Source organism: Micromonospora sp. NPDC005171 (assembly GCF_040608575.1).
GTDB lineage: Bacteria > Actinomycetota > Actinomycetes > Mycobacteriales > Micromonosporaceae > Micromonospora.
The window spans coordinates 16,399-41,894 of sequence record NZ_JBEXIM010000026.1 but is presented as its reverse complement, the minus strand read 5'-3'; the positions used below and the strand labels follow the sequence as shown (position 1 = coordinate 41,894).

The 25,496-nt window shown below is 70.1% G+C and carries 23 protein-coding genes; 9 read left to right on the top strand and 14 right to left on the bottom strand.

What is annotated here, in order from left to right:
- Positions 1 to 178 precede the first annotated feature (178 nt).
- Positions 179 to 886: a M23 family metallopeptidase gene (locus ABZU74_RS24750; protein ID WP_238644686.1), complete on the bottom strand. Its 708-nt coding sequence runs from the start codon at positions 884 to 886 to the stop codon at positions 179 to 181.
- Positions 887 to 1,371: 485 nt separating this feature from the next.
- Here ABZU74_RS24750 and ABZU74_RS24745 point away from each other — a divergent pair, with 485 nt between their 5' ends.
- The 3 genes from ABZU74_RS24745 to sucD all read left to right on the top strand — a co-directional run bounded on the left by ABZU74_RS24745 (position 1,372) and on the right by sucD (position 4,277).
- The gene (locus tag ABZU74_RS24745; protein WP_030491849.1) at positions 1,372 to 1,776 is read left to right on the top strand and encodes a cobalamin B12-binding domain-containing protein; all 405 of its coding nucleotides are present in this window, start codon (positions 1,372 to 1,374) and stop codon (positions 1,774 to 1,776) included.
- Positions 1,777 to 2,208: 432 nt separating this feature from the next.
- Positions 2,209 to 3,387: an ADP-forming succinate--CoA ligase subunit beta gene (gene sucC, locus ABZU74_RS24740; RefSeq protein ID WP_091406357.1), complete on the top strand. Its 1,179-nt coding sequence runs from the start codon at positions 2,209 to 2,211 to the stop codon at positions 3,385 to 3,387.
- Positions 3,388 to 3,389: 2 nt separating this feature from the next.
- A complete protein-coding gene (gene sucD / locus ABZU74_RS24735) occupies positions 3,390 to 4,277 on the top strand; it encodes a succinate--CoA ligase subunit alpha (RefSeq protein ID WP_355428238.1) in 888 nt (295 codons plus the stop codon).
- Positions 4,278 to 4,350: 73 nt separating this feature from the next.
- On the opposite strand, the gene ABZU74_RS24730 is transcribed toward sucD, so the two are convergent.
- A complete protein-coding gene (locus ABZU74_RS24730) occupies positions 4,351 to 4,617 on the bottom strand; it encodes a hypothetical protein (protein ID WP_091406354.1) in 267 nt (88 codons plus the stop codon).
- Positions 4,618 to 4,817: 200 nt separating this feature from the next.
- On the opposite strand from ABZU74_RS24730, the gene ABZU74_RS24725 reads away from it, so the two are divergent.
- On the top strand, positions 4,818 to 6,107 hold the full coding sequence (locus ABZU74_RS24725) for a DUF6350 family protein (protein WP_355428235.1): 1,290 nt from the start codon (positions 4,818 to 4,820) through the stop codon (positions 6,105 to 6,107).
- A 54-nt stretch (positions 6,108 to 6,161) separates the two neighbouring features.
- Here ABZU74_RS24725 and ABZU74_RS24720 read toward each other — a convergent pair whose 3' ends face one another.
- Positions 6,162 to 6,755 (bottom strand): DUF4190 domain-containing protein, encoded by a 594-nt coding sequence (locus ABZU74_RS24720; RefSeq protein WP_355428232.1) that lies wholly within the window; start codon positions 6,753 to 6,755, stop codon positions 6,162 to 6,164.
- A gap of 26 nt (positions 6,756 to 6,781) precedes the next feature.
- Entirely contained in the window at positions 6,782 to 6,973 is a 192-nt protein-coding gene (locus tag ABZU74_RS24715; protein ID WP_355428229.1) for a hypothetical protein, read from the bottom strand.
- Positions 6,974 to 7,044: 71 nt separating this feature from the next.
- On the opposite strand from ABZU74_RS24715, the gene purN reads away from it, so the two are divergent.
- Complete coding sequence (gene purN / locus ABZU74_RS24710) at positions 7,045 to 7,665, top strand: phosphoribosylglycinamide formyltransferase (RefSeq protein WP_355428226.1); 621 nt, start codon at positions 7,045 to 7,047, stop codon at positions 7,663 to 7,665.
- Positions 7,662 to 9,233 carry a bifunctional phosphoribosylaminoimidazolecarboxamide formyltransferase/IMP cyclohydrolase gene (gene purH, locus ABZU74_RS24705; protein WP_355428223.1) on the top strand — a complete coding sequence of 524 codons (1,572 nt, stop codon included), beginning with the start codon at positions 7,662 to 7,664 and terminating at the stop codon, positions 9,231 to 9,233. The genes purN and purH overlap by 4 nt, the downstream gene beginning before the upstream one ends.
- A 101-nt stretch (positions 9,234 to 9,334) precedes the next feature.
- On the opposite strand, the gene ABZU74_RS24700 is transcribed toward purH, so the two are convergent.
- The 5 genes from ABZU74_RS24700 to ABZU74_RS24680 all read right to left on the bottom strand — a co-directional run bounded on the left by ABZU74_RS24700 (position 9,335) and on the right by ABZU74_RS24680 (position 15,218).
- Complete coding sequence (locus ABZU74_RS24700; protein WP_355428220.1) at positions 9,335 to 10,372, bottom strand: dipeptide ABC transporter ATP-binding protein; 1,038 nt, start codon at positions 10,370 to 10,372, stop codon at positions 9,335 to 9,337.
- Positions 10,353 to 11,384 carry an ABC transporter ATP-binding protein gene (locus tag ABZU74_RS24695; protein WP_030338351.1) on the bottom strand — a complete coding sequence of 344 codons (1,032 nt, stop codon included), beginning with the start codon at positions 11,382 to 11,384 and terminating at the stop codon, positions 10,353 to 10,355. The genes ABZU74_RS24700 and ABZU74_RS24695 overlap by 20 nt, the downstream gene beginning before the upstream one ends.
- Before the next feature lie 6 nt (positions 11,385 to 11,390).
- On the bottom strand, positions 11,391 to 12,347 hold the full coding sequence (locus tag ABZU74_RS24690) for an ABC transporter permease (RefSeq protein WP_355428217.1): 957 nt from the start codon (positions 12,345 to 12,347) through the stop codon (positions 11,391 to 11,393).
- 133 nt (positions 12,348 to 12,480) lie between these two features.
- Positions 12,481 to 13,419 (bottom strand): ABC transporter permease, encoded by a 939-nt coding sequence (locus ABZU74_RS24685; protein ID WP_238658631.1) that lies wholly within the window; start codon positions 13,417 to 13,419, stop codon positions 12,481 to 12,483.
- Positions 13,420 to 13,616: 197 nt separating this feature from the next.
- Positions 13,617 to 15,218, bottom strand: a complete 1,602-nt coding sequence (locus ABZU74_RS24680; RefSeq protein WP_355428214.1) for an ABC transporter substrate-binding protein — start codon at positions 15,216 to 15,218, stop codon at positions 13,617 to 13,619.
- Positions 15,219 to 15,677: 459 nt separating this feature from the next.
- Here ABZU74_RS24680 and ABZU74_RS24675 point away from each other — a divergent pair, with 459 nt between their 5' ends.
- Positions 15,678 to 16,538 (top strand): bifunctional methylenetetrahydrofolate dehydrogenase/methenyltetrahydrofolate cyclohydrolase, encoded by an 861-nt coding sequence (locus ABZU74_RS24675; RefSeq protein ID WP_355428211.1) that lies wholly within the window; start codon positions 15,678 to 15,680, stop codon positions 16,536 to 16,538.
- A 140-nt stretch (positions 16,539 to 16,678) separates the two neighbouring features.
- Complete coding sequence (locus ABZU74_RS24670; protein ID WP_355428208.1) at positions 16,679 to 17,629, top strand: malate dehydrogenase; 951 nt, start codon at positions 16,679 to 16,681, stop codon at positions 17,627 to 17,629.
- A gap of 98 nt (positions 17,630 to 17,727) precedes the next feature.
- On the opposite strand, the gene ABZU74_RS24665 is transcribed toward ABZU74_RS24670, so the two are convergent.
- The gene (locus ABZU74_RS24665; RefSeq protein ID WP_355428205.1) at positions 17,728 to 18,534 is read right to left on the bottom strand and encodes an MBL fold metallo-hydrolase; all 807 of its coding nucleotides are present in this window, start codon (positions 18,532 to 18,534) and stop codon (positions 17,728 to 17,730) included.
- Between the two features lie 137 nt (positions 18,535 to 18,671).
- Here ABZU74_RS24665 and ABZU74_RS24660 point away from each other — a divergent pair, with 137 nt between their 5' ends.
- A complete protein-coding gene (locus ABZU74_RS24660) occupies positions 18,672 to 19,889 on the top strand; it encodes an NADP-dependent isocitrate dehydrogenase (protein WP_355428202.1) in 1,218 nt (405 codons plus the stop codon).
- Positions 19,890 to 20,259: 370 nt separating this feature from the next.
- Here the strand turns inward: ABZU74_RS24660 and galT are convergent, their stop codons facing one another.
- From galT to ABZU74_RS24640, 4 genes are all read right to left on the bottom strand, one after another.
- Positions 20,260 to 21,336 carry a galactose-1-phosphate uridylyltransferase gene (galT, locus tag ABZU74_RS24655; RefSeq protein ID WP_355428199.1) on the bottom strand — a complete coding sequence of 359 codons (1,077 nt, stop codon included), beginning with the start codon at positions 21,334 to 21,336 and terminating at the stop codon, positions 20,260 to 20,262.
- A gap of 12 nt (positions 21,337 to 21,348) precedes the next feature.
- Positions 21,349 to 22,158: a DeoR/GlpR family DNA-binding transcription regulator gene (locus ABZU74_RS24650; protein ID WP_355428304.1), complete on the bottom strand. Its 810-nt coding sequence runs from the start codon at positions 22,156 to 22,158 to the stop codon at positions 21,349 to 21,351.
- A 110-nt stretch (positions 22,159 to 22,268) separates the two neighbouring features.
- Positions 22,269 to 23,798, bottom strand: a complete 1,530-nt coding sequence (gene cysC / locus ABZU74_RS24645) for an adenylyl-sulfate kinase (RefSeq protein WP_355428196.1) — start codon at positions 23,796 to 23,798, stop codon at positions 22,269 to 22,271.
- A gap of 88 nt (positions 23,799 to 23,886) precedes the next feature.
- Positions 23,887 to 25,416, bottom strand: coding sequence for a glycosyltransferase family 2 protein (locus ABZU74_RS24640; RefSeq protein ID WP_355428193.1), 1,530 nt, complete (start codon positions 25,414 to 25,416; stop codon positions 23,887 to 23,889).
- Between the last annotated feature and the right edge of the window lie 80 nt (positions 25,417 to 25,496).

The window sequence follows — 25,496 nt, the reverse complement described above, 5'->3', positions numbered from 1 at the left end:
GGACGGTCAGCTGCCCGGATATGACCCGCTGTGCGGCGCTACATCCGGAAAAGTGATCATGTTAGCCGGTGTCGTCGGTCACAATCGACACTGTGGCCCGGGGCACATTCGCCGAAACCGGCAAACGCAAAACCGCCCGGATCGACAGATCCGGGCGGTCAATGGTCGTTACGCAACGTCAGGAGGCGGCTACCTCGCTGTAGATTGCCTCGACTTGCAGCTTGATGTCCACTCCGCGCTCCTGGAGGAACGGCACCGGGTCGATCGGCTGCCCCTTGACATGGATCTCCAGGTGCAGATGGGTGCCGTACGCGTGGCCGGTCTGACCCACCAGGCCGAGCTGGTCGCCCGCCTTGATCTGCTGGCCTTCCTTGACGCTCACCGCGGAGGAGTGGCCGTAGATGGCTTCGCTGCCGTCGGCGTGCTGGACGATCACCGCGTTGCCGTATCCGCCGAACCAGCCGGCCTTGGTGACCAGCCCGTCGTGGATCGCCACGTAGGGCGTGCCCTCGCCGGCGACCAGGTCCACGCCGGTGTGCAGCTTGCCCCAGCGCATCCCGTACGGGGAGTTGAAGTCGTAACCCTGCAGCGGCAGCAGCCAGACCTCGGGCTCGGCGCTGTCCTTGCTGCGGCTGTCGCGGGAGGCGCGGTCGGCGTTGTCAGCACGGGCCGCGGCGTCCTGACTGGTGACCGACGCCTGCTTGAGCTCGTCGAGGACGGTCGGGCTGACGTCCTTGGCGTCCGGCAGCGCGCTCGCGCCGAGGGCCACGATGCCGGCACCGACGAACGCGGTGGTGACGACCGCGGCGTAACGGCTGCGGGGTGGGGTGGGTACGCGGCGGCGACCGCGATATCGATCGGGCTCAGACGACAGGCGCTGGCGCACGCACACCCTCCGTTGTCGGGGTTCCGAAGCGGCCGGTGGCGTCCCCTGGAGTTCCAGTGAAGCGTCCGCTGACCGCGTCGTCACCCGTCCATGGACCTGATGACAACCGTGGACACGTTAGCCAAACGCCAGGCGAGTCACAAGCCAGACCGAAAAATTGGCGTGTCGATCTGTCCGTTTGCGTCCATGATTGTCATGCATCGCGACGCCGAACGGTGCCCCCGTCGCTGCCCGTTCGTCGCCGAGCGTGACCGTTCCGGCGGAGTCGTCCGGCTTGACTCGGAACGGCGCCGGATGATGTCCACGGCCCTGCCAGCGGCGCGGCGACGGCGAAGCCCGGATGGCACCGGGTCGGACCGCTCCGGGTTGCCCGGCGGGCACGCCGGGTAACGGCGGATCGTAGAGCCCGGATTTCCCGGGCCAGGCCCGCCGGGTTACCGTTCGTTAAGGTGACTGCGGTCAAGGCCGGTGAAAGGTGTGCGCTGATGAGCTCTCGTATTCGGGTCGTCGTCGCGAAGCCTGGCCTGGACGGCCACGACCGGGGCGCGAAGGTCGTCGCGCGCGCCCTGCGGGATGCCGGGATGGAGGTCGTCTACACCGGCCTGCACCAGACCCCCGAGCAGATCGTGGAGACCGCCATCCAGGAGGACGCCGACGCGGTCGGCTTGTCAGTGCTCTCCGGCGCGCACATGACGCTCTTCCGGCGGGTGCTGGAACTGCTCGGTGAGCGGGACGCCCGCGACATCGTCGTGTTCGGCGGCGGCATCATTCCGAACGGCGACATTCCCGAGTTGGAGAAGCTGGGCGTCGCGAAGATCTTCACGCCGGGCGCCACCACCCAGGCGATTGTCGAGTGGGTCCGACAGAACGTGGCCCAGCCGGTTTCCTGAGGCGCGCCGATCCGCTGCACGAAACGGATTTGGGCACGGGGGAGGGGCCGGACGCACCCCTCACACGTCCGGCCCCTCTATGCACGATGCCCCGCCGCCACCCCTCGACCGACAGGGCATCGGCCGTATCCCGTCTTTGCGCTGTTCAGCGCTCCGACATCTGACTCAACGACGCCCCCACGGCGGGGTTACGCAAGCCGGACAACATCGCCCGGACGGTGGATGCCAACCGAGTCATGGCCGGAAACCGGCCACCCCCGATGTCCGGTTGTGCATTACCGCACACCGTGCACCCGCTCGGTTGCCGGTGGTGCCGACCTCGCTAGGCTGCGGCCAATGGCCTGTTTCAACTGATGACAGGCGTCAAACTGTTTTCTGAACGCTGGTGGCGGCGCGACGGCGCGCCGCGGAGACGGGACGGGACGCGCAATCGTGGACCTGTACGAGTACCAGGGGCGGGACCTGTTCGAGCGGCACGGCTTGCCCGTGCTGGCGGGCGGCGTCGCCACTACCCCGGAAGAGGCCCGCGCGATCGCCGAACGCCTCGGCGGCCGTGTGGTCGTCAAGGCGCAGGTAAAGGTCGGCGGCCGAGGTAAGGCCGGTGGCGTCAAGCTGGCCGAGGGCCCGGATGAGGCGGTGGCCCGGGCCACCGACATCCTCGGCATGGACATCAAGGGTCACACCGTCCACAAGGTCATGATCACGGTGACCGCGGACGTGGCCGAGGAGTACTACTTCTCGTACCTGCTCGACCGGGCGAACCGCACCTTCCTCTGCATCGCCAGCGTCGCCGGCGGCATGGACATCGAGCAGGTCGCCGCCGAGACCCCCGACAAGGTCGTGAAGGCCCCGATCGACGCCGTGAAGGGCGTGGACGAGGCCAAGGCCCGCGAGATCGTCACCGCTGCCGGTTTCCCGGCCGAGGTCGCCGACCAGGTGGTCGAGATCGCCGTCGGCCTGTGGCAGGCGTTCGTCGCCGAGGACGCCACACTGGTCGAGGTCAACCCGCTCGCCAAGAACGGCGACGGCCGGATGCTGCTGCTCGACGCCAAGATCAGCCTGGACGAGAACGCCGCGTTCCGGCACCCGGACCACGAGGCACTGGTCGACCAGGCCGCTGTGGACCCGCTGGAGCAGGCCGCCAAGGCCAAGGACCTCAACTACGTCAAGCTCGACGGCGAGGTCGGCATCATCGGCAACGGCGCGGGTCTGGTCATGTCGACCCTCGACGTGGTCGCATACGCCGGTGAGCGGCACGGCAACGTCAAGCCGGCCAACTTCCTCGACATCGGCGGCGGCGCGAGCGCCGCCGTGATGGCGAACGGGCTGGAGATTGTGCTCTCCGACCCGGCCGTGAAGAGCGTCTTCGTCAACGTCTTCGGCGGCATCACCGCCTGCGACGAGGTCGCCAACGGCATCATCCAGGCGCTGGCCCTGCTGGAGCAGCGCGGCGAGCAGGTCACCAAGCCGCTCGTCGTCCGTCTCGACGGCAACAACGCCGAGGCTGGCCGGGCGATCCTGGACAGCGCGAACAACCCGCTCGTGCAGCGGGTGGACACCATGGACGGTGCGGCCGAGCGGGCCGCCGAGCTGGCAGCTGCGGGGGTCTGATCATGGCTATCTGGCTGACCAAGGACTCGAAGGTCATCGTCCAGGGGATGACCGGTTCCGAGGGTTCCAAGCACACCCGGCGGATGCTGGCCGCCGGCACCAACGTGGTGGGCGGTGTCAACCCGCGCAAGGCGGGCCAGACTGTCGACTTCGACGGCACCGAGCTGCCGGTCTTCGCTTCCGTCGCGGACGCGATGGCCGAGACCGGGGCCGACGTCACTGTCATCTTCGTGCCGCCGCAGTTCACCAAGGCCGCCGTGGTCGAGGCGATCGACGCCGCGATCGGCCTGGCTGTGGTGATCACCGAGGGCGTTCCGGTGCACGACACCGCGTCGTTCTGGGCGTACAACGTGGCGCAGGGCGAGCGGACCCGGATCATCGGGCCGAACTGCCCGGGCATCGCCTCGCCGGGCGCGTCCAACGCCGGCATCATCCCGGCCGACATCACCGGTTCCGGCCGGATCGGCCTGGTCAGCAAGAGCGGCACGCTCACCTACCAGATGATGTACGAGCTGCGCGACATCGGTTTCTCCACCTGCGTCGGCATCGGCGGTGACCCGATCATCGGGACCACCCACATCGACGCCCTCGCGGCGTTCGAGGCCGACCCGGACACCGACGCCATCGTCATGATCGGTGAGATCGGTGGCGACGCCGAGGAGCGGGCTGCCGAGTTCATCAAGGCCAACGTCACCAAGCCGGTGGTCGGCTACATCGCCGGCTTCACCGCTCCGCCTGGCAAGACCATGGGTCACGCCGGGGCGATCATCTCCGGCTCGGCCGGCACCGCCGAGGCGAAGCAGGCGGCGCTCGAGGCCGTCGGCGTCAAGGTCGGCAAGACGCCGACCGAGACCGCCAAGCTGATGCGGGAGATCATGTCCGGCAGCTGAGCCGGTCAGGCAACACGAAGGGGGTCGACCGGACACGGTCGACCCCCTTCGGCGTACGCGCGCTCCGCGCTGGTCAGTCGTTGTTCCAGAACGGGTAGTTGCCGGTCGAGCGCAGGATCGCCCCGCCGATGATGTTGATCACGCCGAACGCGATGGCGAGGTAACCGAGCAGTGGCGACTGCCCGTACCGCCGGGCGTCGCGGATGGACAGGTAGCCGAAGACGATGCCGAAGATGCCGCAGCAGATCAGCCCCAGCACGATGCCCAGCACGCCCCACAGGGTGGTTCGGTCGCGTCCCTGGGCCGGTGGTGGTGGGGGAGGCGGGTATGGCGTCGTCACAGCTTCCTCCGAGCGGTCATGGGCGACGTGCCGGCCCGGACCGCGACCGGTGGGCCCGTCCCGGGTGGCGGCGACTCGCGCCCCCTCTGGGCCGAGGCTAGACCGGCCCGGGCGGGCAGGACGCCGGTTCGGTGAACTCGCCGTCCTTAAGAGGGGTTAACGGACTGCCACCGCCCGCGCGACGTGCCAGAGTAGAGCGGATGTCCCCCGTCACCCCTGACCGTCCCAGCCGTCCCGGCGGTGTGAGCGCCGACGACCGGCCGGTCGACCGTGCCGCACCGGCCCGGCGGGTGCCCGCGCCGCGCGTGGGCGGGTCGCCGCGTGGGCGGGCGCCGTTGCCCGTCGCCGCCGGGGTGGCCGCCTGCTGGGCCGCCCTCACCTCCTACCTGCCGGTCGCCATCGTGCTCGGCCTGGTGCAGCTCGGCGCGGACGGCACCACAGTGACCGGCACCCTGCGCACCGCGCTTGCCGGCTGGCTCCTCGGGCACGGGGTGCCACTGCACACCGAGTCCGGTCCGCTCGGGCTCGCCCCGCTCGCGCTCACCGTTCTCGCGCTCTGGCGGCTGACCCGCGCCGGCGTGCACGTCAGCCGCGCGATCGGCGCTCGCGACACCCGCTCACCGCGCCGGGCACTGCTCGCCGCGGGCGCGGTCGGCATCGGGTACGCGCTGCTCGGCGCGCTCGCGGCGGTGCTGGTCGGCACCGGCGGGCCGAATGTGTCCCTGATCCGGGCGGCGGCCACGTTCGCCGTGGTCGGCACACTCGCCGCGCTGGTCGGCGCGGTCCGGATCACCGCCGTGACCCGGCTGCTCGTCACCCGGCTGCCGGGTCCGGTGCGCGACGGTGTTCGCACCGGTCTGGTGGCCGGGCTGCTGCTGCTCGGCGCGGGCGCGGGCGCTGCCGGCCTGGCCGTGGCCACCGGCGGCGGCGACGCGGCCGACATGATCGGGGCGTACCGGACCGGGGTCGCCGGGCAGGCCGGCATCACCCTGGTCAGCGCCGCGTACGCGCCCAACGCGGCGGTCTGGTCGACGAGTTACCTGCTCGGGCCGGGCTTCGCGGTCGGGACCGACACCGCGGTCCGCACCAGCGAGGTCTCGGTCGGCGCGCTGCCGGCCGTGCCGCTGCTCGCTGGCCTGCCGCGCGGCCCCGTGGACGGCTTCGGCGCACTGCTGCTCGCGGTGCCGGTGCTGGCCGGGATGGTCGCCGGCTGGCTGCTCGCCCGGCGGGTGGCCCGACTCGCCGCGCCCGAGCGGGCTGCGCAGCGTTGGGCCGAGTTGCTGGCGCCTGCGGCGCTGGCCGGGCCGGTGGCAGGGGTGGTGCTCGGTGCGGCTGCCGCGATCTCCGCCGGGCCGCTCGGCGCCGGTCGGCTGGCCCAGGTCGGGCCGGTTGGTTGGCAGGTCGGGGCGGTGGCGGCTGGCGTCATCGCGGTCGGCGCGCTGCTCGGTGCCGCCGCCACCCGGGCGCTGACCCGCAGGCCCGCGCAGTAGACGAGCGCGGGGCGCCCCGGGCAAGCCCGGAGCGCCCCGTCGAATCCGAGCCTGTCAGGGCTGGGTGGGCAGGTTGACCTGCGCCACGACGCTCAGGATGAGCAGCAGGATGCCCAGCCCGACGCCGACCGCGCCGCAGATCAGACCGGCCTTGGCCTGACCGGCGTTGTTGGCTTGACCCTGGGCCACCTTCTGCTTGGCGAGGTAGCCGGTCACGATGCCCGCGATGCCGACCGGGATGCCCAGGTACAGGCAGCAGACCAGCGGGATCGACGCGATACCGAGGATCATCGACACCAGGCCGAGGGTGTTGTTCTGCCCCTGCGCCTGCGGGTATCCGGCGTTCGGGTACGTCGGGCCGGCGCCGTACGGGGGCTGCTGCTGCGCGTACGGGTCCTGGTACGGCGGCTGCTGACCGTACGGCTGCCCCGAGGTGGGCTGCTGACCGTACGGCTGCCCCGAGGTGGGCTGCTGACCGTACGGCTGCCCCGAGGTGGGCTGCTGGCCGTACGGGGCCTGCGGCTGCTGACCGTACGGCTGGCCGGAGGTGGGCTGCTGGCCGTACGGGGCGGCCGGCGGCTGGGGAGCGGTCGGGTCCTGGTTGGGCTGCTGGCCGTACGGGTCCTGACCGGGGTTACCGGGCTGCATTCGAGAAGCTCCTTGGAATGGTTCCGTCAGTTGGTGCTCTTGTTTCCATCCATGATCGCGGTCAGTCCTCCCAAAGCCCAGTACAGCAACAGGACGACATGTCTCCCAAAGCAGGCAAACAGGTCCTTGTCGACCGCTTCGTGTGCCGGATCAGGGGCGGTGTGTGGGCCGGTGCGGCGTTCGGCCCGAGCGAGCGGCAGCGTACCGGGTCGACGCACGTCGGGACCGTCGAAGATCGGCGCGCCGCCCGGCCGCAGGGCGTCCCTGACCTGCCCGATAGGGTGGCCCGGTGACCGAGCCCGCGCCTGTCGCCCGCATCGTCGTCCTCATCTCCGGCTCCGGGAGCAACCTCCAGTCGCTGCTGGACGCCGCCGCCGACCCCGTGTACGGCGCACAGGTCGTCGCGGTCGGCGCGGACCGCGACGGCATCGCGGGCCTGGACCGGGCCGCCGCGGCCGGGGTGCCGACCTTCGTCGAGCGGGTCCGTGACCACGACACCCGGGAGGCCTGGGACCGCGCGCTCACCGCGCACGTCGCGAAGCACCAACCCGACCTGGTCATCTCCGCCGGTTTCCTCAAGCTTGTCGGTCCGCACTTCCTCGCGGCCTTCGGCGACCGCTACCTGAACACGCACAACACGCTGCTGCCGGCTTTTCCCGGCATCCACGGCCCGCGTGACGCCCTCGCCTACGGCGTGAAGCTCACCGGAGCCACCCTCTTCTTCGTCGACGCCGGCATGGACACCGGGCCGATCGTCGCGCAGGTCGCGGTGCCGGTGCTTGACGACGACGACGTGGACACGCTCACCGAGCGCATCAAGGAAGCCGAGCGGCGCCAGCTCGTCGAGCAGGTCGGTCGCCTGGTCCGCGAAGGCTGGACCATCACCGGAAGGAAGGTCACGGTTCCGTGAGTCCCACTCAGGACGGGCGTCGCCCGATCAGGCGGGCGCTGGTCAGCGTCTACGACAAGACCGGGCTGGTCGAGCTCGCTCAGGCCCTGCACGCGGCCGGTGTGGAGATCGTGTCCACCGGCAGCACCGCGGGCACCATCGCCGCCGCCGGGGTGCCGGTGACGCCTGTGGAGACGGTGACCGGGTTCCCCGAGGTGCTCGACGGCCGGGTGAAGACCCTGCACCCGAAGGTGCACGCGGGTCTCCTCGCGGACCTGCGCAAGGACACGCACGTGGCACAGCTCGACGAGCTGGGCGTGGCGGCGTTCGACCTGCTGGTCTCCAACCTCTACCCCTTCCAGGCGACAGTCGCCTCCGGCGCCGGAGTCGAGGAGTGCGTGGAGCAGATCGACATCGGTGGCCCGGCCATGGTGCGGGCCGCCGCCAAGAACCACGCCTCGGTCGCCGTGCTCACCGACCCGGCCGGTTACCCGGCGCTGATCGGCGCGCTCAGCGAGGGTGGCTTCACGCTGGCCCAGCGGCGCGCGCTGGCCGCCCGGGCGTTCGCCGACATCGCTGACTACGACGTGGCGGTGGCCCAGTGGTGCGCCCAGGTGCTGGCACCCGCCGACGACTCCTGGCCGCAGTTCGCGGGGCTGGCACTGCGCAAGTCGACAGCGTTGCGCTACGGCGAGAACCCGCACCAGCCCGCCGCGCTCTACACCGACCCGGACGCCCCGGCGGGGCTGGCCCAGGCCGAGCAGCTGCACGGCAAGGAGATGTCGTACAACAACTACGTCGACGCCGACGCCGCCTGGCGGGCCGCGAACGACTTCGCCGACCAGCCGGCCGTGGCGATCATCAAGCACGCCAACCCGTGCGGCATCGCGGTCGGGGCGGACGTCGCCGAGGCGCACCGTAAGGCGCACGCCTGCGACCCGGTGTCGGCGTACGGCGGCGTGATCGCTGTCAACCGGCCGGTCTCGGTCGAGCTGGCCCGGCAGGTCGCCGAGATCTTCACCGAGGTGGTGGTGGCCCCCGGCTTCGACGAGGGCGCGGTCGAGGTGTTGCAGGGCAAGAAGAACGTCCGCCTGTTGCGCGCACCGGCCTGGACGCCGGCGCTGGTGGAGCTGCGGCAGGTGACCGGTGGCGTGCTGGCCCAGGTCGCCGACCGGGTGAACGCCCCCGGTGACGACCCGGCGAACTGGCAGTTGGCGACCGGCGAGGCCGCCGACGAGGAGTTGCTGCGTGACCTGGCGTTCGCCTGGCGGGCGGTCCGCGCGGTGAAGAGCAACGCGATCCTGCTCGCCAAGGACGGCGCCACCGTCGGGGTCGGCATGGGTCAGGTCAACCGGGTCGACTCGGCGCAGCTCGCGGTCACCCGCGCCGGCGCCGACCGGGCCCGCGGCTCGGTCGCCGCCTCGGACGCGTTCTTCCCGTTCGCCGACGGCCCGCAGATCCTCATCGACGCCGGCGTCCGCGCCATCGTCCAGCCCGGCGGCTCGATCCGCGACGAAGAAGTCATCGCAGCAGCCAAAAAGGCAAACGTGACGATGTACCTAACCGGAACTCGCCACTTCTTCCACTAGTCCCCGCCCCCGGGCTGGACCCCGTCGATCATGAAGTTGTTGCCCTGCACGCCGGCGTGTCAGGGCAACAACTCTATGATCAACGGCAGGGGGCGGTGGGGTCAGGCCGGGAGGGCCGGGCGAAGTTCGGCGAAGTGGCAGGCGGACGGGTGGGGGTCCGCCGCCCGGGGGACCGTCTGGGGGTCCTCGGTGGCGCAGATGTCCTGGGCCTTCCAGCAGCGGGTCCGGAAGTGGCACCCGCTCGGCGGGTCGGCCGGGCTGGGCACATCGCCGACCAGCCGGATCATGTTGCGCTGGTCGCGGGCCTCCGGGTCCGGCACCGGCACGGCAGAGAGCAGAGCCTGGGTGTACGGGTGGGTGGCCCGCTCGTAGATCTCGTCCTCGGTGCCGATCTCGACGATCCGGCCGAGGTACATCACCGCGACGCGGTCGGCGATGTGCCGCACCACTGACAGGTCGTGCGCGATGAAGATGTACGAGAGCCCCAGCTCGCCCTGGAGCTGCTTGAGCAGGTTGATCACCTGGGCCTGGATGGAGACGTCCAGCGCCGACACCGGCTCGTCACAGACGATGATCTCGGGCTTCAACGCGAGCGCACGGGCGATGCCGATGCGCTGACGCTGACCGCCGGAGAACTGGTGCGGGTACCTGTTGATGTGCTCCGGGTTGAGCCCGACCAGGTCCAACAGTTCCTGGACCCGCTTCTGCTTGCTGCCCTTGGGCGCGGCATCCGGGTGGATCTCGAACGGCTCGCCGATGATGTCGCCGACGGTCATCCGCGGGTTCAGCGAGGTGTACGGGTCCTGCATCACCATCTGCATGTTGCGGCGCAGCCGGCGCAGCTCGCCCCCGGAAGCCTTGAACAGATCCTTGCCCTCCAGGGTGGCGCGTCCGGAGGTGGGCGTCTCCAACCGCATCAGCAGCCGGGCGAGGGTGGACTTGCCGCAGCCGGACTCGCCGACCACGCCGAGCGTCTCGCCCCGACGCAGCTCGAAGCTCACCCCGTCGACGGCCTTCACCGCCCCGATCTGCCGCTGGAACAGCACGCCCTGAGTGATCGGGAAGTGCTTCACCAGGTTGTCGACGGAGAGGATGGTCTCGCCGCGGACCTTTGTGGAGTTAGCGGGCGACGCTGTCATCACGGACCTCCTGCGCGAAGTGGCAAGCGCTGGTCCGGCCGTCGCCGAGGACCAGGTCGTGCGGCACCTCGTCCACGCAGACCTGCTGGACGTACGGGCACCGGGGGTGGAACGGGCAGCCGGACGGGATGCGCATCAGGTTCGGCGGCAACCCCTTGATCGTCGACAGCTCCTGGCCGCGGACGTCCAGGCGCGGGATCGACTCCAACAACCCCTTGGTGTACGGGTGGGCGGGCGCCTTGTAGAGCGAGCGGACGTCGGCGTGCTCGACGATCCGTCCGGCGTACATGACCGCGATCCGATCCGCGACGCCGGCGACCACACCCAGGTCGTGGGTGATCAGGATCATCGCCATGTTGAGTTCCCGGCGCAGGTCGGCCAGCAGGTCCATGATCTGGGCCTGCACTGTCACGTCGAGTGCCGTGGTGGGCTCGTCGGCGATCAGCACCTTCGGGTCCAGCGCCAGCGCCATGGCGATCATGACGCGCTGCCGCATGCCGCCGGAGAACTGGTGCGGGTAGTCGCCGATCCGCTTGGCGGCACCCGGGATTTTGACCAGGTCCATCAGTTCGATGGCACGACGTCGAGCGTCGGCTCGGGACATGCCGGCGCGCTGGCGCAGCGTCTCACCGATCTGCCAGCCGACCGGGAAGACCGGGTTGAGGGCGGAGAGCGCGTCCTGGAAGATCATCGCGATCTCCTTGCCGCGTACCTGCCGGCGCTGCTCCTCGGAGCGGGTGAGCAGGTCTTCGCCCTGGTAGAGGATCTGGCCGGAGCGGACGAACGCGGGCGGGGTGTCCAGGATGCCCATGATCGCCTGGGCGGTGACCGACTTACCCGAGCCGGATTCGCCGAGCACGGCAAGCGTCTCGCCGGCGTCCAGGTGGTACGACACGCCGTTGATCACCCGGGCGACACCCTCGTTGGTGCGGAACTCGACGTGCAGGTCCCGCAATTCCAGCAGGTGACCGCCCTCTGGTGTGGCGGAGGCGGGAGTGGGATTGATGGTCATGAGGGATCACCGCAGCTTCGGGTCGAAGGCGTCACGGATCGCGTCGCCGAGCATGATGAACGCCAGCACGGTCAGCGCCAGGAAAGCCGACGGGACGATCAACGGGGTGGCCGCCTCCCGCATGTGGATCCGGCCGGTGTCGATGTCCTGACCCCACGAGATGGTGGGCGCCTTCAGGCCGATGCCCAGGAAGGAGAGCGTCGCCTCGGCCGCGATGAACGAGCCGAGCGCGATGGTCAGCACGACGATCGCCGGGGCCAGCGAGTTCGGCAGGATGTGCCGCCACATGATCCGGCTGTTGCCGGCACCGAGCATCCGGGCCGCCGCGACGTAGTCCTGCTCCTTGGCGGTGATCACCGAGGACCGGACCACGCGGGCGGCTGTGGTCCAACCGAGCAGGGCCAGCACGAAGACGACCGCGCCGATCCGAGCCCACTGGCTGTCACTGGACACCCGCTTGAGCAGCACGATCGCGGCCAGCAGCAGCGGGATACCGAGCACCACGTCGATCACCCGGGAGAGCACCGCGTCGACCCAGCGGCCGAAGTAGCCGGCCAGCATGCCGATCACCAGCGCGATGATCCCGGTGCCGAGGGCGGCGAGTGCGCCGACCAGCAGCGACGCCCGGGTGCCGTAGACCGCCCGGGAGTACGTGTCGCAGCCCTGGAAGTCGTACCCGAAGATGGCCCCGCCGGACGGCCCGGCGTGCTGTCGGGAGAGCAGGCAGTCGTTCGGGCTGTTGGCGGTGAACACCCCGGGGAACAGCGCCATCAGGGTGAAGATGACGACCAGCGCCAGCGAGATCCAAAAGATCGGGTTGCGGCGCAGGTCGCGCCAGGCGTCTCCGGCCAGGCTGCGAGGCTTCTGCGGGGCACCGACCTGGTTGGGCGCGCCCGGCTCCCCTGAAGGGCCACGTCGCGCGGCCTGGTTCTCGGTGGCCGCCACAGTCTCAAAGTCACTCATGCCCACACCTCGCTGCGCTCGGCGCCGGCATGCACGCTGCGCTCATGATTCGTTCGCTGCGCTCACTCATGCCCACACCTCGCTGCGCTCAGCGCCGGCATGCACACTGCGCTGAATGATTCGTTCGCTGCGCTCACTCATAGCGGATCCTCGGGTCGAGTACGGCGTACAGGACGTCCACCACCAGGTTCGAGACCAGGTAGACCACGACGAGCACGCTGACGATGCCCACCACCAGGGGGCCGTCCTCGGTGCGGATGCCGCGGAAGAGGTTGAAGCCCACGCCGGGGATGTTGAAGACGCCCTCGGTGATGATCGCGCCGCTCATCAGGTTGCCCAGTTCCACACCGAGGAAGGTGACCACCGGGATCAGGGAGTTGCGCAGCACGTGGACGACGACGATGCGCCGCTTGACCAGGCCCTTGGACCGGGCGGTCCGGACGTAGTCCGCGCGCAGGTTCTCCGCCACCGAGGCCCGGGTGAGTCGGAGGGCGGTGGCCAGCGACAGCGAGCCGAGCACGATGCCCGGCAGGAGGAGCGCGTAGAACGTCGGGTCGGAGCCGGCGGTGGGTGGGAAGAGCTGCCACTTGACGCCCAGGAAGTACTGCGCCAACGGCGCCAGCACGATGGTCGGGATGCCCAGCACCAGCAGGGTCAGGACCAGCGTCGAGTTGTCGAAGATGCTGGCCCGGCGGATGCCGGCGAGTACCCCGGCGGTGACGCCGAAGATGATCGCCACAGCGAGCGCGATGAGCGCGAGCCGCACGGTGACCGGCCAGGCCTGCTGGAGGATGTCACCGATGTTCCGACCGGTGAGCGACTCGCCCAGGTTGCCCTGGAGCAGGTTCTTCACGTAGTCGAAGTAGCGGTAGAAGAAGCCGCCGACGCCAGTGGCGTCCAGGTGGTACTTCTCGGTCAGGTAGGCCCGTTGCGCTGGCGTCACCGGCCGTTCGCCGGCGAGCGCCTGGATCGGGTCGCCCTGCCCGGCGAATGTCAGCGCGTAGACGATCAGGGTGGTCCCGAAGAACGCCAGGACCATCTGCAGTAGGCGCCGCAGGATGTAGCGGAACATGCTTAGCAGTCTCTCCGGAAATGTGCGAAAGGGTCGCAGGACGGCATCTCTGGTCGTACCCGAAATATCCGAGACATGCCGTCCGGCCCGGGGGAGCCGGCACCACCGACGCCGGGTCCGCTGCTGCGGCCCGGCCCCGGTGGTGCGGTCCGGGCCACCCGGGCTTCGACGCCCGGGTGGCCCACACCATGCTCAGCTCAGCTGGCTGCTTCGATCTTGACGAGGTTGACCCGCTGGAACAGGTCCATCTCCACGTTCTTGACCTTGGACGAGTGGCCGAACACGTTCTCGCCGAAGCGGAGCGGGATCACCGGCATGTCCTTGGCCAGGATGTCCTCCGCCTGCTGGTACTTGGCGATCGCCTCGTCCGGCGTCTTGGCGGCGGAACCCTCCTTGACCAGCTTGTCGAACTCCGGGTTGCTGTAGCCGTAGTAGTTCGACGAGCCGTTCGTGCTGTACAGCGGGCCGAGGTAGTCCTCCATGGTCGGGTAGTCCATGACCCAACCCATCCGGAACGCACCCACCGGCGTCTTCTTCTCGACCTTGGTCAGCAGGTCGGCGAACTTCGGCTCGGCCGAGCCGACCGCGTCCACGCCCAGGTTGGTCTTGAGCTGGTTGACAGTGGCGTCGACCCAGTCCTTGTGCCCGCCATCGCCGTTGTACGAGATGACGATCTTCGACGGGCCGCCGGCGGCCTGGTAGAGCTTCTTGGCCTCGGTCGGGTTGAACTCGCCGGCCTTGCCAGCGGTGTTCTCCCGGTAGCCCGGCAGGACCGGCGAGACGAAGGAACGCGCCGAAGTCTGCGAACCCTTGAAGACCGACTTGGTGATCTCGTCACGGTCGATCGCCATCGAGATGGCCTTGCGCACGTCCGGGTTGCTGTAGTCCTTGTCGAACGTCGGGAACGCCAGGAACTGGAACGACGACATCGGGCTGGTCCGGTACCGGTCACCCAGGTCGGTCGGCGCGGTGCTCAGGCTCTCGGTCGGGATCGTGGGCAGCACGTCCAGGTTGTCCGCCAGGACGTCCGCGTAGGCCGCGGTGAGCTGCTGGTAGATCCGGAACTCGATGTTCTTGACCTTGGGCTTCTCGCCCGGGTACGCGTCGTAGCGCTCGACGTCGATCTTGCTGTCGTGCTGCCAGGTGCCCTTCATCTTGAAGGGGCCCTGCCCGATCGGCGCCTGCTCGTAGGAGTCCTTGAGCACGCCCGGAGCCGAGAACGCGGCGTCCGGCATCGGGTAGAACGCGTTGTAACCCAGCGTCGTCTTGAAGTCGATGTACGGCTCGGACAGCGTCGTGGTGAAGGTGAGGTCGTCGACCTTCTTCAGGCCGGACATCTCCTTGGCCTTCGGCGCCTTGCCCTGCAGGTCGGCGTAGCCAGCGATCTTCTCGAAGAAGAAGTTGCTGTCCTGGCCGTTCGGGGCGTACGCGCCGTAGTTCCACGCGTTGATGTAGTCCTCGGACGTGACCTTCTCGCCGTTGTGGAAGGTGAAGCCGTCCTTGAGCTTGATCGTCCAGACCTTGTTGTCGGACGAGGTGATCGACTGCGCGGCGACCTCGTACGGCTTGTTCTGGGCGTCGTAGTCGACGAGCGGGCTGAACAGGCCGGCGAGCACCTGCGACCCGGACGTCTCGGTGGTGTTTGTGGGAACCAGGTGCTTCGGCTCGGCGATCTGAATGCTGACCGCCGAACTGTCGCTGCCGCCGGATCCACCGTCTCCGCCGCTGCCGCAGGCCGCGAGGCCCAGCGTCACCGCGAGCGGGAGGGCGGTCCAGGCGGCGAGTCTACGAACTCGCATTGAGCCTCCTCATCTCCTCACGCTGCGCAGTCAGGCCCGACGCTGGGTTACGCTGCGCAACAAGCGGTAACGGTAGGTCGGCGGCGGGCCTTCGGCAACGACGTGGTTGCGGGTGAGTAACGGTCCGGGGGTGCCCCCCTTGTCGGGTGCGAACAAATCTGCTAGCCGAAAGCGGGTTTATCGACGATGAACTGCGGAAAGCCGAGGATCTGACGAGCTGGTTGGGCCCGCCTGTGTTCGTTCGGGGTCTGCTGGGTGAAGGTTCCGGCCTTCGCTGACGACGACCAGTCCGTCTGGTTCGACCGTGATCGAATCCACAAACCGTGACCGAGAGTGACGAGCAACACGTCACACACGGTCACTCGTCCGGTAGGCCGGCGGCCCGCGCGTCGTGGGAGCGGCGGACGGCCGGAGCGAGGTCGTCTGAACCGCGGGTGCTGGTCGTGAGACGATCAGGTCGTGACGGCGACGCTTCTGGACGGCAAGGCAACCGCAGCGGAAATCAAGGACGAGCTGCGAATCCGGGTGAAGGCACTCGCGGAACGCGGCATCATCCCGGGGCTCGGCACGGTCCTGGTCGGGGCGGACCCGGGCAGCCAGGCGTACGTCAACGGCAAGCACCGCGACTGCGCCGAGGTGGGCATCGCCTCGATCCGCCGCGAACTGCCGGCCGACGCCACCCAGCAGCAGGTCGACGACGTGCTGGCCGAGCTGAACGCCGACCCCGCGTGCCACGGCTACATCGTCCAGCTGCCACTGCCGGCCCACCTCGACACCCAGCGGGTGCTGGAGTTGATCGACCCTGACAAGGACGCCGACGGCCTGCACCCGGTCAACCTGGGTCGGCTCGTGCTCGGCTACGACGGCCCGCTGCCGTGCACCCCGAGCGGCATCGTCGAGCTGCTCCGGCGGCACGACGTGGCGCTGCGCGGCGCCACCGTCGCGGTCGTCGGGCGGGGCAACACCGTCGGTCGCCCGCTCGGTCTGCTGCTCACCAGGCGCAGCGAGAACGCCACCGTCACCCTGTGCCACACCGGCACCCTCGACCTCGCCTCGCACACCCGCGCCGCCGACATCGTCATCGTCGCGGCCGGCGTACCGGGTCTGCTCACCGCCGACATGATCAACCCGGGCGCGGTGGTGGTGGACGTCGGCATCACCCGCGTGATCGGCGCGGACGGCAAGGGCCGCTACACCGGCGACGTGGCCCCGGAGGTGGCGGAGAAGGCCGGCGCGCTGGTCCCCATGCCCGGCGGCGTGGGCCCGATGACCCGCGCCATGCTGCTCACCAACGTCGTGGAGCGCGCCGAGCGCGGCTGACCCGCACGTCGGGCCGCGCCGAACCAGGACGGCGGTGACGTTCACCCCATCCCGGCGATGGCCGCCGCCCCTGGCCCGATCGGTGCCAGGATGACTGATACGGTCCGGAAAACCGACTGGTATCAGGGAGTGGGACGACCATGGGTAAGAAGGTCACTGTCGTCGGGGCTGGCTTCTACGGCTCCACCACCGCACAGCGCCTGGCCGAGTACGACGTCTTCGACACCGTAGTGATCACCGACATCGTGGAGGGCAAGCCCGCGGGCCTCGCGCTCGACCTCAACCAGTCCCGGGCCATCGAGGGCTTCGAGACCAAGGTGGTCGGTGTCACCACCGGCCCCAACGGTGAGGGCTACGAGGGCATCGAGGGCTCCGACGTCGTCGTGATCACCGCTGGTCTGCCGCGCAAGCCCGGCATGAGCCGGATGGACCTGCTGGAGACCAACGCCAAGATCGTCCGTCAGGTCGCCGAGAACGTCGCCAAGTACGCCCCGAACGCCGTCGTCATCGTGGTCTCCAACCCGCTCGACGAGATGACCGCGCTGGCGCAGCTCGCCACCCAGTTCCCGAAGAACCGGGTGCTCGGCCAGGCCGGCATGCTCGACACCGCCCGGTTCAGCAACTTCGTCGCCGAGGCGCTGAACGTGCCGGTCGCGTCGGTACGCACGCTGACCCTGGGCTCGCACGGCGACACCATGGTCCCGGTGCCGTCGAAGAGCACCGTCAACGGCAAGCCGCTGCGTGACGCGATGCCCGCCGAGCAGATCGAGGAGCTGGTCGTCAAGACCCGCAACGGTGGCGCCGAGGTGGTCGCGCTGCTCAAGACCGGTTCGGCCTACTACGCACCGTCCGCCGCCGCGGCCCGGATGGCGAAGGCCGTCGCGGAGGACTCCGGCGAGGTCATGCCGGTCTGCGCCTGGGTCGACGGCGAGTACGGCATCTCCGGTGTCTACCTGGGCGTCGAGGCCGAGATCGGCGCCGAGGGCGTCAAGCGGGTCGTCGAGACCGACCTGGACGACGACGAGCGCGCCAGCCTCCTGGAGGCCGCCGAGGCCGTCCGCGCCAAGCAGGGCGACATCTCCAGCATGTAGTTCCCCCGAACCACCGCTTCACCGAAGGGCGCGCCGACAACCCCGGCGCGCCCTTCGCCGTCCAGCCCTCCGATCCTGACCGTCCCGCAACGGGTGATCTACGGGGACGGGTGAGGAGTGAAAGCCGTGGACAGGTGCGGGGTGGCCAGGATGGTGGGGGAGTGGGTGTGCAGGGCGGTCAGCCGGGAGGTGCGGGCGAGTTCCGGGTCCACCTCGTGGGCGTACGCCAGGTCGGGGTCGACCAGCTGCACCATGTGCACCAGCAGGTCGCCGGTGAGCAGCATCCGTTCGTCGGCCGAGGTCAGCAACACCGACTGGTGACCGGGGGTGTGGCCGGGGGTGGGCAGCAGCCGTACCGCTGGGGTGAGGACGGTTTCGCCGTCGACCACCCGGAGCTGGCCGGCGGCGCGCAACGGCGCGATCAGGCCGGCCGGTAATCCGGGGTTGAGCGTCTCCGCCGCGTCGAGTTCGGCGCGCTGCACCAGGTAGCTCGCGTTCGGGAAGTACGGCCGCCCCGGCGTGCCGGTGACCGCCCAGCCGATGTGGTCGCTGTGCAGGTGGGTCAGCACGACCGTGTCGACGTCGGCCGGGTCGATGCCCGCGGCGGCCAACTCGGCGGGCATCCGGCCGGGCACGGGTGCCCAGCTCGCGGCGGGCGCGTCGGCCGGGCCGATCCCGGTGTCGACAAGCGTGACCGGCCCGTCGCCGGCGCGGATCGCGAAGCTGCGGAACGGCAGCCACCACTGCCCGTCGGCGGTCACCGAGCCGGGGTCGCGCCGGTCGGCCTCCGCCCAGTGCGCCGCCGTGGCCTGCGGAAACGCCTCCGCGCGGGGCTGGAAGAAGGCGCCCTCGCCGTCGGTGAGTGCGGTGACCGTGATAGACCCGAGGGTGCGGTTCACTGGCATCGGACGATGATTCCAGGGCATTCCTGTTCCGCGCAGCCCGGTTCCGCCGGCCGGTCGAGGCCGGCTGGGGGCTGCCGGCCCAATTGCAGTACGCTCGTACTGCTTGAGCACGTGTCCCCCGAGAGGAGCGCCGGCCGATGGCGAAGATCAAGGTAAACAACCCGGTCGTAGAACTCGACGGCGACGAGATGACCCGGATCATCTGGAAGCAGATCCGGGAGCAGCTGATCCTGCCCTACCTCGACGTCGACCTGCACTACTACGACCTGTCGATCCAGCACCGCGACGAGACCGACGACCAGGTCACGATCGACGCCGCCAACGCCATCAAGGAGCACGGCGTCGGCGTCAAGTGCGCGACCATCACCCCGGACGAGGCCCGGGTCGAGGAGTTCGGCCTGAAGAAGATGTGGCGGTCGCCCAACGGCACCATCCGCAACATCCTCGGCGGCGTCGTCTTCCGTGAGCCGATCATCATGTCCAACGTGCCGCGGCTGGTCCCCGGCTGGACCAAGCCGATCATCATCGGCCGGCACGCCCACGGTGACCAGTACAAGGCCACCGACTTCGTCGTCCCCGGCCCGGGCACGGTGACCATCACCTACACCCCGGCCGACGGCGGCGCCCCCATGGAGATGGAGGTCGCCAACTTCCCCGGCGGCGGCATCGCCATGGGCATGTACAACTACGACGAGTCGATCCGGGACTTCGCCCGCGCCTCGTTCCGGTACGGGCTGGACCGCAACTACCCGGTCTACCTGTCCACCAAGAACACCATCCTCAAGGCGTACGACGGCCGGTTCAAGGACATCTTCGCCGAGGTGTTCGAGACCGAGTTCAAGGCCGAGTTCGACGCCGCCGGCATCACCTACGAGCACCGGCTCATCGACGACATGGTCGCCGCCGCGCTCAAGTGGGAGGGCGGCTACGTCTGGGCCTGCAAGAACTACGACGGTGACGTGCAGTCCGACACCGTCGCGCAGGGCTTCGGCTCGCTGGGTCTGATGACCTCCGTCCTGCTCTCCCCGGACGGCCGGACCGTCGAGGCCGAGGCCGCGCACGGCACTGTCACCCGGCACTACCGGCAGTACCAGAAGGGCGAGAAGACCTCGACCAACCCGATCGCGTCGATCTACGCCTGGACCCGGGGCCTGGCCCACCGGGGCAAGCTGGACGGCACCCCGGCGGTCACCGAGTTCGCCAACACCCTGGAGCAGGTCATCGTCGACACCGTCGAGGGCGGCCAGATGACCAAGGACCTCGCGCTGCTCATCTCGCGCGACGCCCCGTGGCTGACCACCGACGAGTTCATGAACGCGCTCGACGAGAACCTGGCTCGCAAGATCGCTGCCTGATCTGTACTGCGTCATCGGAGCCCGCCGGCACCCCTGCCGGCGGGCTTCGGCGTGTCCGGCGTCGCCGCGCCGATTGGCGTCACTGCGGCCGGCGCGCCTCGTTGACCAGGATGGACGAGATGCCAGTCGAGTCCAGGAAGGTTGACCACGGTCGACCCGCGGCACCCGTGCTTCGATCAGCCAGCCTTCCCGGCTGTGCCGTTGCACAGCCAGCCGTCCCTTCCCTGCGGGGGGCCCTGTCCCGGGCCCCCCGCGCCCTGTTTCCCGCCAGGCTCATGCCGGGCCAGGTTCATGCCGGGCCGGACTCGGGCCGCGCCAGGCTCATGCCACGCCGGACTCGGGCCCTGCGCCCGGCAGGCCGCAGGGCTGGTCAGGCGGCGCGCAGCAGGTCCGCGGCGCGTTCCGGGGCGATGTCGTTGATGAAGACGCCCATCCCGGACTCGGAGCCCGCCAGGTACTTCAGCTTGTCCTGGGCCCGCCGGATGCTGAACAGCTGAAGGTGCAGGTGGCCCAGCTCGCGGTCGATCCGCACGGGTGCCTGGTGCCAGGCCGAGATGTACGGCATCGGCATGTCGAACAGGCCGTCGAAGCGGCGCAACAGATCCAGGTAGAGCGGCCCGAAGGCGTCCCGCTCGCTGCCGCTGAGCGCCGGGATGTCCGGCACCACGCGGTGCGGCGCGACGTGCACCTCGAACGGCCAGCGCGCGGCTGCCGGGACGAACGCCGTCCAGTGTTCGTTCTCGACGACCACCCGGTCACCGGTGGCGCGCTCGGCGGCCAGCACGTCCGCGTACAGGTTGCCCCCGCTGGTCCGCTCGGCGTGCCGGTGCGCCGCGGCCAGCAGCGCGCGGGTGCGCGGCGTCACGAAGGGGTACGCGTAGATCTGCCCGTGCGGGTGGTGCAGCGTCACGCCGATTTCGACGCCCCGGTTCTCGAAGCAGAAGACCTGCTCGACGCCGGGCAGCGCGCCGAGCACCTCGGTGCGGTCGGCGAGCGCGTCCAGAACGGTGCGGACCCGGCGCGGCGGCAGGCTGGCGAAGGAGGCGTTGTGGTCGGAGGTGAAGCAGACCACCTCGCACCGGCCGAGGCCCGGCCGGACCGGTGTGAACGGGGTGATCTCCCCGGGTTCCTCGGCCACTCGACCGCTCAGCGACGGGAACCGGTTCTCGAAGACCACCACGTCGTAGTCGGGTGCGGGGATCTCGGTCAGCCGATCGCCCACCGACGGGTCGAGGGGGCACTCGTTCGCCGGCGGGAGGAAGGTGCGGGTCTGCCGGTGCACGGCGACCGCCACCCACTCGTCGGTCAGCGGGTCGTATCGCAGCTGCGAGGCGGGGGGAGGTGGCGGCAGGTCCCGGCGGTCGGGCTGGTCGCGGACCGCGTCGTCGCGCTCGTCGAAGTAGATCAGCTCCCGGCCGTCGGCCAGGTCGATCGCGGTGCGCTTCACGGCGCCGTCCCCTCAGTTGTCGGCGTGCGCGTCACGCGGCCCGCCCCCTGTCGCCTTCACCATGATCAGTTCGCCCACCTGTTCGCCGAGTACCCGTCGTGCGGGTGGAGGCAACCGGTCGTCGCTGACCAGTACGTGGGCCGCCGCCAACGCGACGATCGAGGAGATGCCCACAGTGCCCCACTTGGTGTGGTCGGCGAGCACCACCAGTTGGTCGGCCGCGGCCACGAGCGCCCGATCGGTCTCCGCCTCCATCAGGTTCGGGGTGGTGAAGCCGGCCCGCTCGGTGATGCCGTGGACGCCCAGGAAGAGCAGATCAAGGTGCAGTGACCGGACGGCCCCGACCGCGAGTGGACCGACCAGCGCGTCCGACGGTGTGCGTACGCCGCCGGTGAGCACCACCGTCTGGTCCGGACGGCCGCCGGCGTGCATGATCTCGGCCACCGGCAGTGAGTTGGTGACGACGGTCAGCTCGGGCACGTCCACCAGCCGGCGGGCCAGCTCGGCAGTGGTGGTGCCGGCGGAGAGCGCGATCGCCGCTCCCGGCCGGACCAGCTGAGCCGCCCGGTCGGCGATGGCGGCTTTCTCCGGCAGTTGGCGGACCGACTTGGCGTGGAAACCCGGCTCGTCGGTCGAGCTCGGCCCGGTTGTGGTGGCACCGCCGTGCACCTTGGCCAGCAGACCACGCTCGTGCAGCGCGTCCAGGTCACGCCTGATGGTCATGTCGGAGACGCCGAACTCGCCTGCCAACTCGCTGACCCGGACGCCGCCGGTCGAGCGGACCCGCTCCAGGATGGCCGCCTGCCGCTGCTGAGCGAGCATCAGCAGTGCCTCCCCGGACGTCCACGACCTCACGCGGTCAAACGTGTTCCAACAAAGATGAACACTAGCGCGTACGGGTCAGCTGTGGAAGAAACGGGTACGGCGACGCCTCAGGCGGTGGCGATCTTCAGCTCCACCCAGCCGGTCTCGGTCAGATGGTGCAGCACGGCCTGCACCGCGTCCGCCACGCTCAGGTCGGTGGTGTCGAGCACCAGATCGGCGTCGGTAGGCTCCTCGTACGGGTCGTCGATGCCGGTCATCCCGGTGAGCAGGCCGGCCCGCGCCCGCGCGTACAGGCCCTTGCGGTCCCGCCGCTCGCACACCTCCAGCGGGGTCGCCACGTGCACCAGCACGAAACCCGCCCCGGCGGCGAGGGCCATCTCCCGGGCGGTGGTCCGGGCCGCCGCGTACGGGGCGATCGGGCAGCAGATGCCCACCCCGTGGTGCCGGGCGATCTCGGCGGCCACCCAGCCGATCCGCCGGACGTTGAGATCCCGGTCGGCCTTGCTGAAGCCCAGCCCGGCGGAAAGTTCCCGGCGCACCACGTCCCCGTCGAGCAGGGTCACCGTGCGGTCGCCGCTCTCCCGTAACGCGTCCGCGAGCCCTCGGGCGATCGTCGACTTGCCGGAGCCGGAGAGGCCGGTCAGGAAGACCACAAGCCCTCGCTGCCGACGCGGCGGCCGGGCCCGGGCCAACTCCCGCGCAACGGCGGGCGGGGTGTGCCACTCCGGCAGCGGAAAGCCCCGGTCGAGAAGGTCGTCGATCTCCGGCTGGGTCAGCGCGAGCCGGCGATTGCGCGGCGGGATGTCCTCCCGCCAGCGCCACTGCCCGTCCCGGTTGTCGTAGGCGAGTTCGCGCGGCACCAGCACCCGCAGCCCGGCACCGGAGAGCATCTCCCCGGTGGAGAGCAGATGGGTGACCCCGTACGCGGCGGAGACCCGGGCGCGCAGCAACGCGTCACTGATCTCCTCGCGTCGGTGCGACAGCGGCACCGCGACCAGGGTGGCGGGCGGCATCCGGTCCCGCGCGGCGAAGATCGTACGGACCAGCGCCTCCGGCGGGAGCCCGTCGGCACCACCCTCACCGACCGGGATCATCACGAGCAGATGTGCGGCCAGGGTACGGGCGGCATGGGCGATCTGGGCGAGCTGCGGACGATGCAGCGGCCGATCGGCGATCACCCCGAGCACCCGGCCCGGGGGCAGCAGCGCGCGGACCTCCTCCGGGTTACGGCGCAGCCGCTGGAACGGACCGTGGCCACCGTCGCCCAACCGCCGGACCTGACCGCCCACCCCTGCCACGCCGTCGCGCACCGGCCAGACGTCGGCCACGTCCACGGCGGCCGCCGGGGCACCCTCCCCGTCGGTCAACACGAGCGCCCGGCGGGCCGGGTCGCGCGGATCGAAGCTCTGCGCCAGTGCGGCCGGCACCTGGAGGACGACCGCGACCTGCCACGGTGTGCCGTCGGCCAGCCGGCCGCGCCGGCTGACCGAGACCAGGTCGGCGCGGGTCATGAAACCAGTCAGAGGGGCGTACGCGCCGGTCAGTAGCAGCTCCAGATCCGCGAGCTCACCGGGACGTGGCGTGTACGCCGGTGCGTCCCGTAGCACCTCGTCGGGCAGCACCCAGCCGTTGCTCATCCACACCCCCCACTCGCTGACCGGCACACAGTTTCGCAGCCGACCGCCGATCGGTCGAGGGCGCCACTCCACGACCCCGGCGGGCGGATCAGCGCTTGATCCGCCGGCCTACCGCCGACCGCACCCGGTTCCACACCTTCCGCTCGTCGCGGATCCGGGGTCGCGAGCCGTCGGCCCGGCAGATGAACACCAGCGGCAGTCGCGCGTCCTCGGTCCAGCCCACGTTGGAGATCCGGGCCTTGAGCATCCAGCTGCCCCTGGTCCGGCCACCGTTGAGGGCGGCGAAGTCGATAGTGGCGGTGGCCCGGTGCACCAGGTGCACGATGTCCGCTCCGGTCCCGCCGGTGATCCGCTCGGTCTGGAAGGTCATCGGAAGGAAGATCTCGCCGCCGGTCTCCCGGTGGCGGGCCACCAGGTCCAGGCGGGCCTTGCGCACCTGCGCGGTGGCGTCCAGCACCTCGGGGGCGATCTCCTCCATCGGGAGCATCAGCACGTCGCGGCCATCGTCGGCGCGGAAGCCCACCGGCTGGTCCGCGGAGCGCAGCTCGGCGGCGACGGTCACCGTGACGGCGTGGTCGGCGTGCTGGAGTTCGTCGATCCGGCCGTGTGCGGCGATGCCCGCTTCCCAGCTGGCGAGCCGGCGTAGATCCGCGACGCGGCCCCGCTCGGCCAGGTACGCCACGGCTCGGAGCAGGGGTGGCAGCCCGGCGGCGACGCCAGGGGCGAAGCGGTCCTGGATGATCTTCTGGGTCTCCAGCGCGACCTGGTCCAGCCAGGCATCGGGGGCTTCCAGCAGCCGCTTGCCGCGCAGTCGGCTGAGCATCTCGTTGCGCAGCCAGCGCCGGTGCAGCCGGTCCCGCAGCGGACCCGGCTCGGTGTGGGCGTCCACCACGTCCAGCGCCTCCCGCACGCTGGCGAAGTAGCTCGACGGGTCCATCTCGCCGGCGGTGACGTTACGCCCGTCGCCCCGATGGACGTGGTGGTAGCAGGTGTAGTCGGACAGCACCGAGGTGCGCCGGGACAGGAAGTAGGCCCGGACGACCAGCGAGTGGTCCTCCAGCCGGCGCTTGCCGCCCTCCGGGAACCGCAGACCGTGCTCGTTGAGGAACGACCGCCGGAACAGCTTGTGGCAGGTCAGGCTGTCGATCAGGGGGGAGTTGGCCAGGGTGGCGTCAAAGCGGTTCTTCCGGAACAGCTCCCGCGGCACGGGGCGCCCGTACCCGGCCATCTTCCCGACCACGATGTCGGCGTCGTTCGTCGTCGCGCAGGCGTAGAGCCGCTCCAGCGCCTCGTCGGCGAACCAGTCGTCGTCGTCGGCGAAGAAGACGTACTCGCCCTGGGCGTGCTCGATGCCGAGGTTGCGCGGACGCGACGGCCACCCGGAGTTCTCGATGTGCAGCACCCGGATGTGTGGGTGTTCAGCGGCCAGCCGGTCCAGTCGCTTGGCCGTGTCGTCGGTCGAGCCGTCGTCGACGAAGATCGCCTCGAACTCGTCAGCGGGCAGTGACTGCCGCAGCAGCGAGGCGACAAGCTTCTCGATGTGCGGGCCGCAGTTGTACGCCGGCACCACGACGCTCACCTTGGGGACGCCCACCTTGGCTTTCAGGATCCCTCCCACGTCGTCAGTCGATCACCAGGCCGGTCGATATCTGGTGAACGGGAGGTGAATGCTGCCACCCCGGATTCGTCTTTCCCGAG

Bases quoted from the DNA above. Each gene is read 5' to 3' on its own strand.
- ABZU74_RS24745 (WP_030491849.1), top strand. From the start codon at position 1,372: ATGAGCTCTCGTATTCGGGTCGTCGTCGCGAAGCCTGGCCTGGACGGC.
- sucD (WP_355428238.1), top strand. From the start codon at position 3,390: ATGGCTATCTGGCTGACCAAGGACTCGAAGGTCATCGTCCAGGGGATG.
- ABZU74_RS24725 (WP_355428235.1), top strand. From the start codon at position 4,818: ATGTCCCCCGTCACCCCTGACCGTCCCAGCCGTCCCGGCGGTGTGAGC.
- ABZU74_RS24720 (WP_355428232.1), bottom strand. From the start codon at position 6,755: ATGCAGCCCGGTAACCCCGGTCAGGACCCGTACGGCCAGCAGCCCAAC.
- ABZU74_RS24700 (WP_355428220.1), bottom strand. From the start codon at position 10,372: ATGACAGCGTCGCCCGCTAACTCCACAAAGGTCCGCGGCGAGACCATC.
- ABZU74_RS24695 (WP_030338351.1), bottom strand. From the start codon at position 11,384: ATGACCATCAATCCCACTCCCGCCTCCGCCACACCAGAGGGCGGTCAC.
- ABZU74_RS24690 (WP_355428217.1), bottom strand. From the start codon at position 12,347: ATGAGTGACTTTGAGACTGTGGCGGCCACCGAGAACCAGGCCGCGCGA.
- ABZU74_RS24685 (WP_238658631.1), bottom strand. From the start codon at position 13,419: ATGTTCCGCTACATCCTGCGGCGCCTACTGCAGATGGTCCTGGCGTTC.
- ABZU74_RS24680 (WP_355428214.1), bottom strand. From the start codon at position 15,218: ATGCGAGTTCGTAGACTCGCCGCCTGGACCGCCCTCCCGCTCGCGGTG.
- ABZU74_RS24670 (WP_355428208.1), top strand. From the start codon at position 16,679: ATGGGTAAGAAGGTCACTGTCGTCGGGGCTGGCTTCTACGGCTCCACC.
- ABZU74_RS24665 (WP_355428205.1), bottom strand. From the start codon at position 18,534: ATGCCAGTGAACCGCACCCTCGGGTCTATCACGGTCACCGCACTCACC.
- ABZU74_RS24660 (WP_355428202.1), top strand. From the start codon at position 18,672: ATGGCGAAGATCAAGGTAAACAACCCGGTCGTAGAACTCGACGGCGAC.
- ABZU74_RS24650 (WP_355428304.1), bottom strand. From the start codon at position 22,158: ATGCTCGCTCAGCAGCGGCAGGCGGCCATCCTGGAGCGGGTCCGCTCG.
- cysC (WP_355428196.1), bottom strand. From the start codon at position 23,798: ATGAGCAACGGCTGGGTGCTGCCCGACGAGGTGCTACGGGACGCACCG.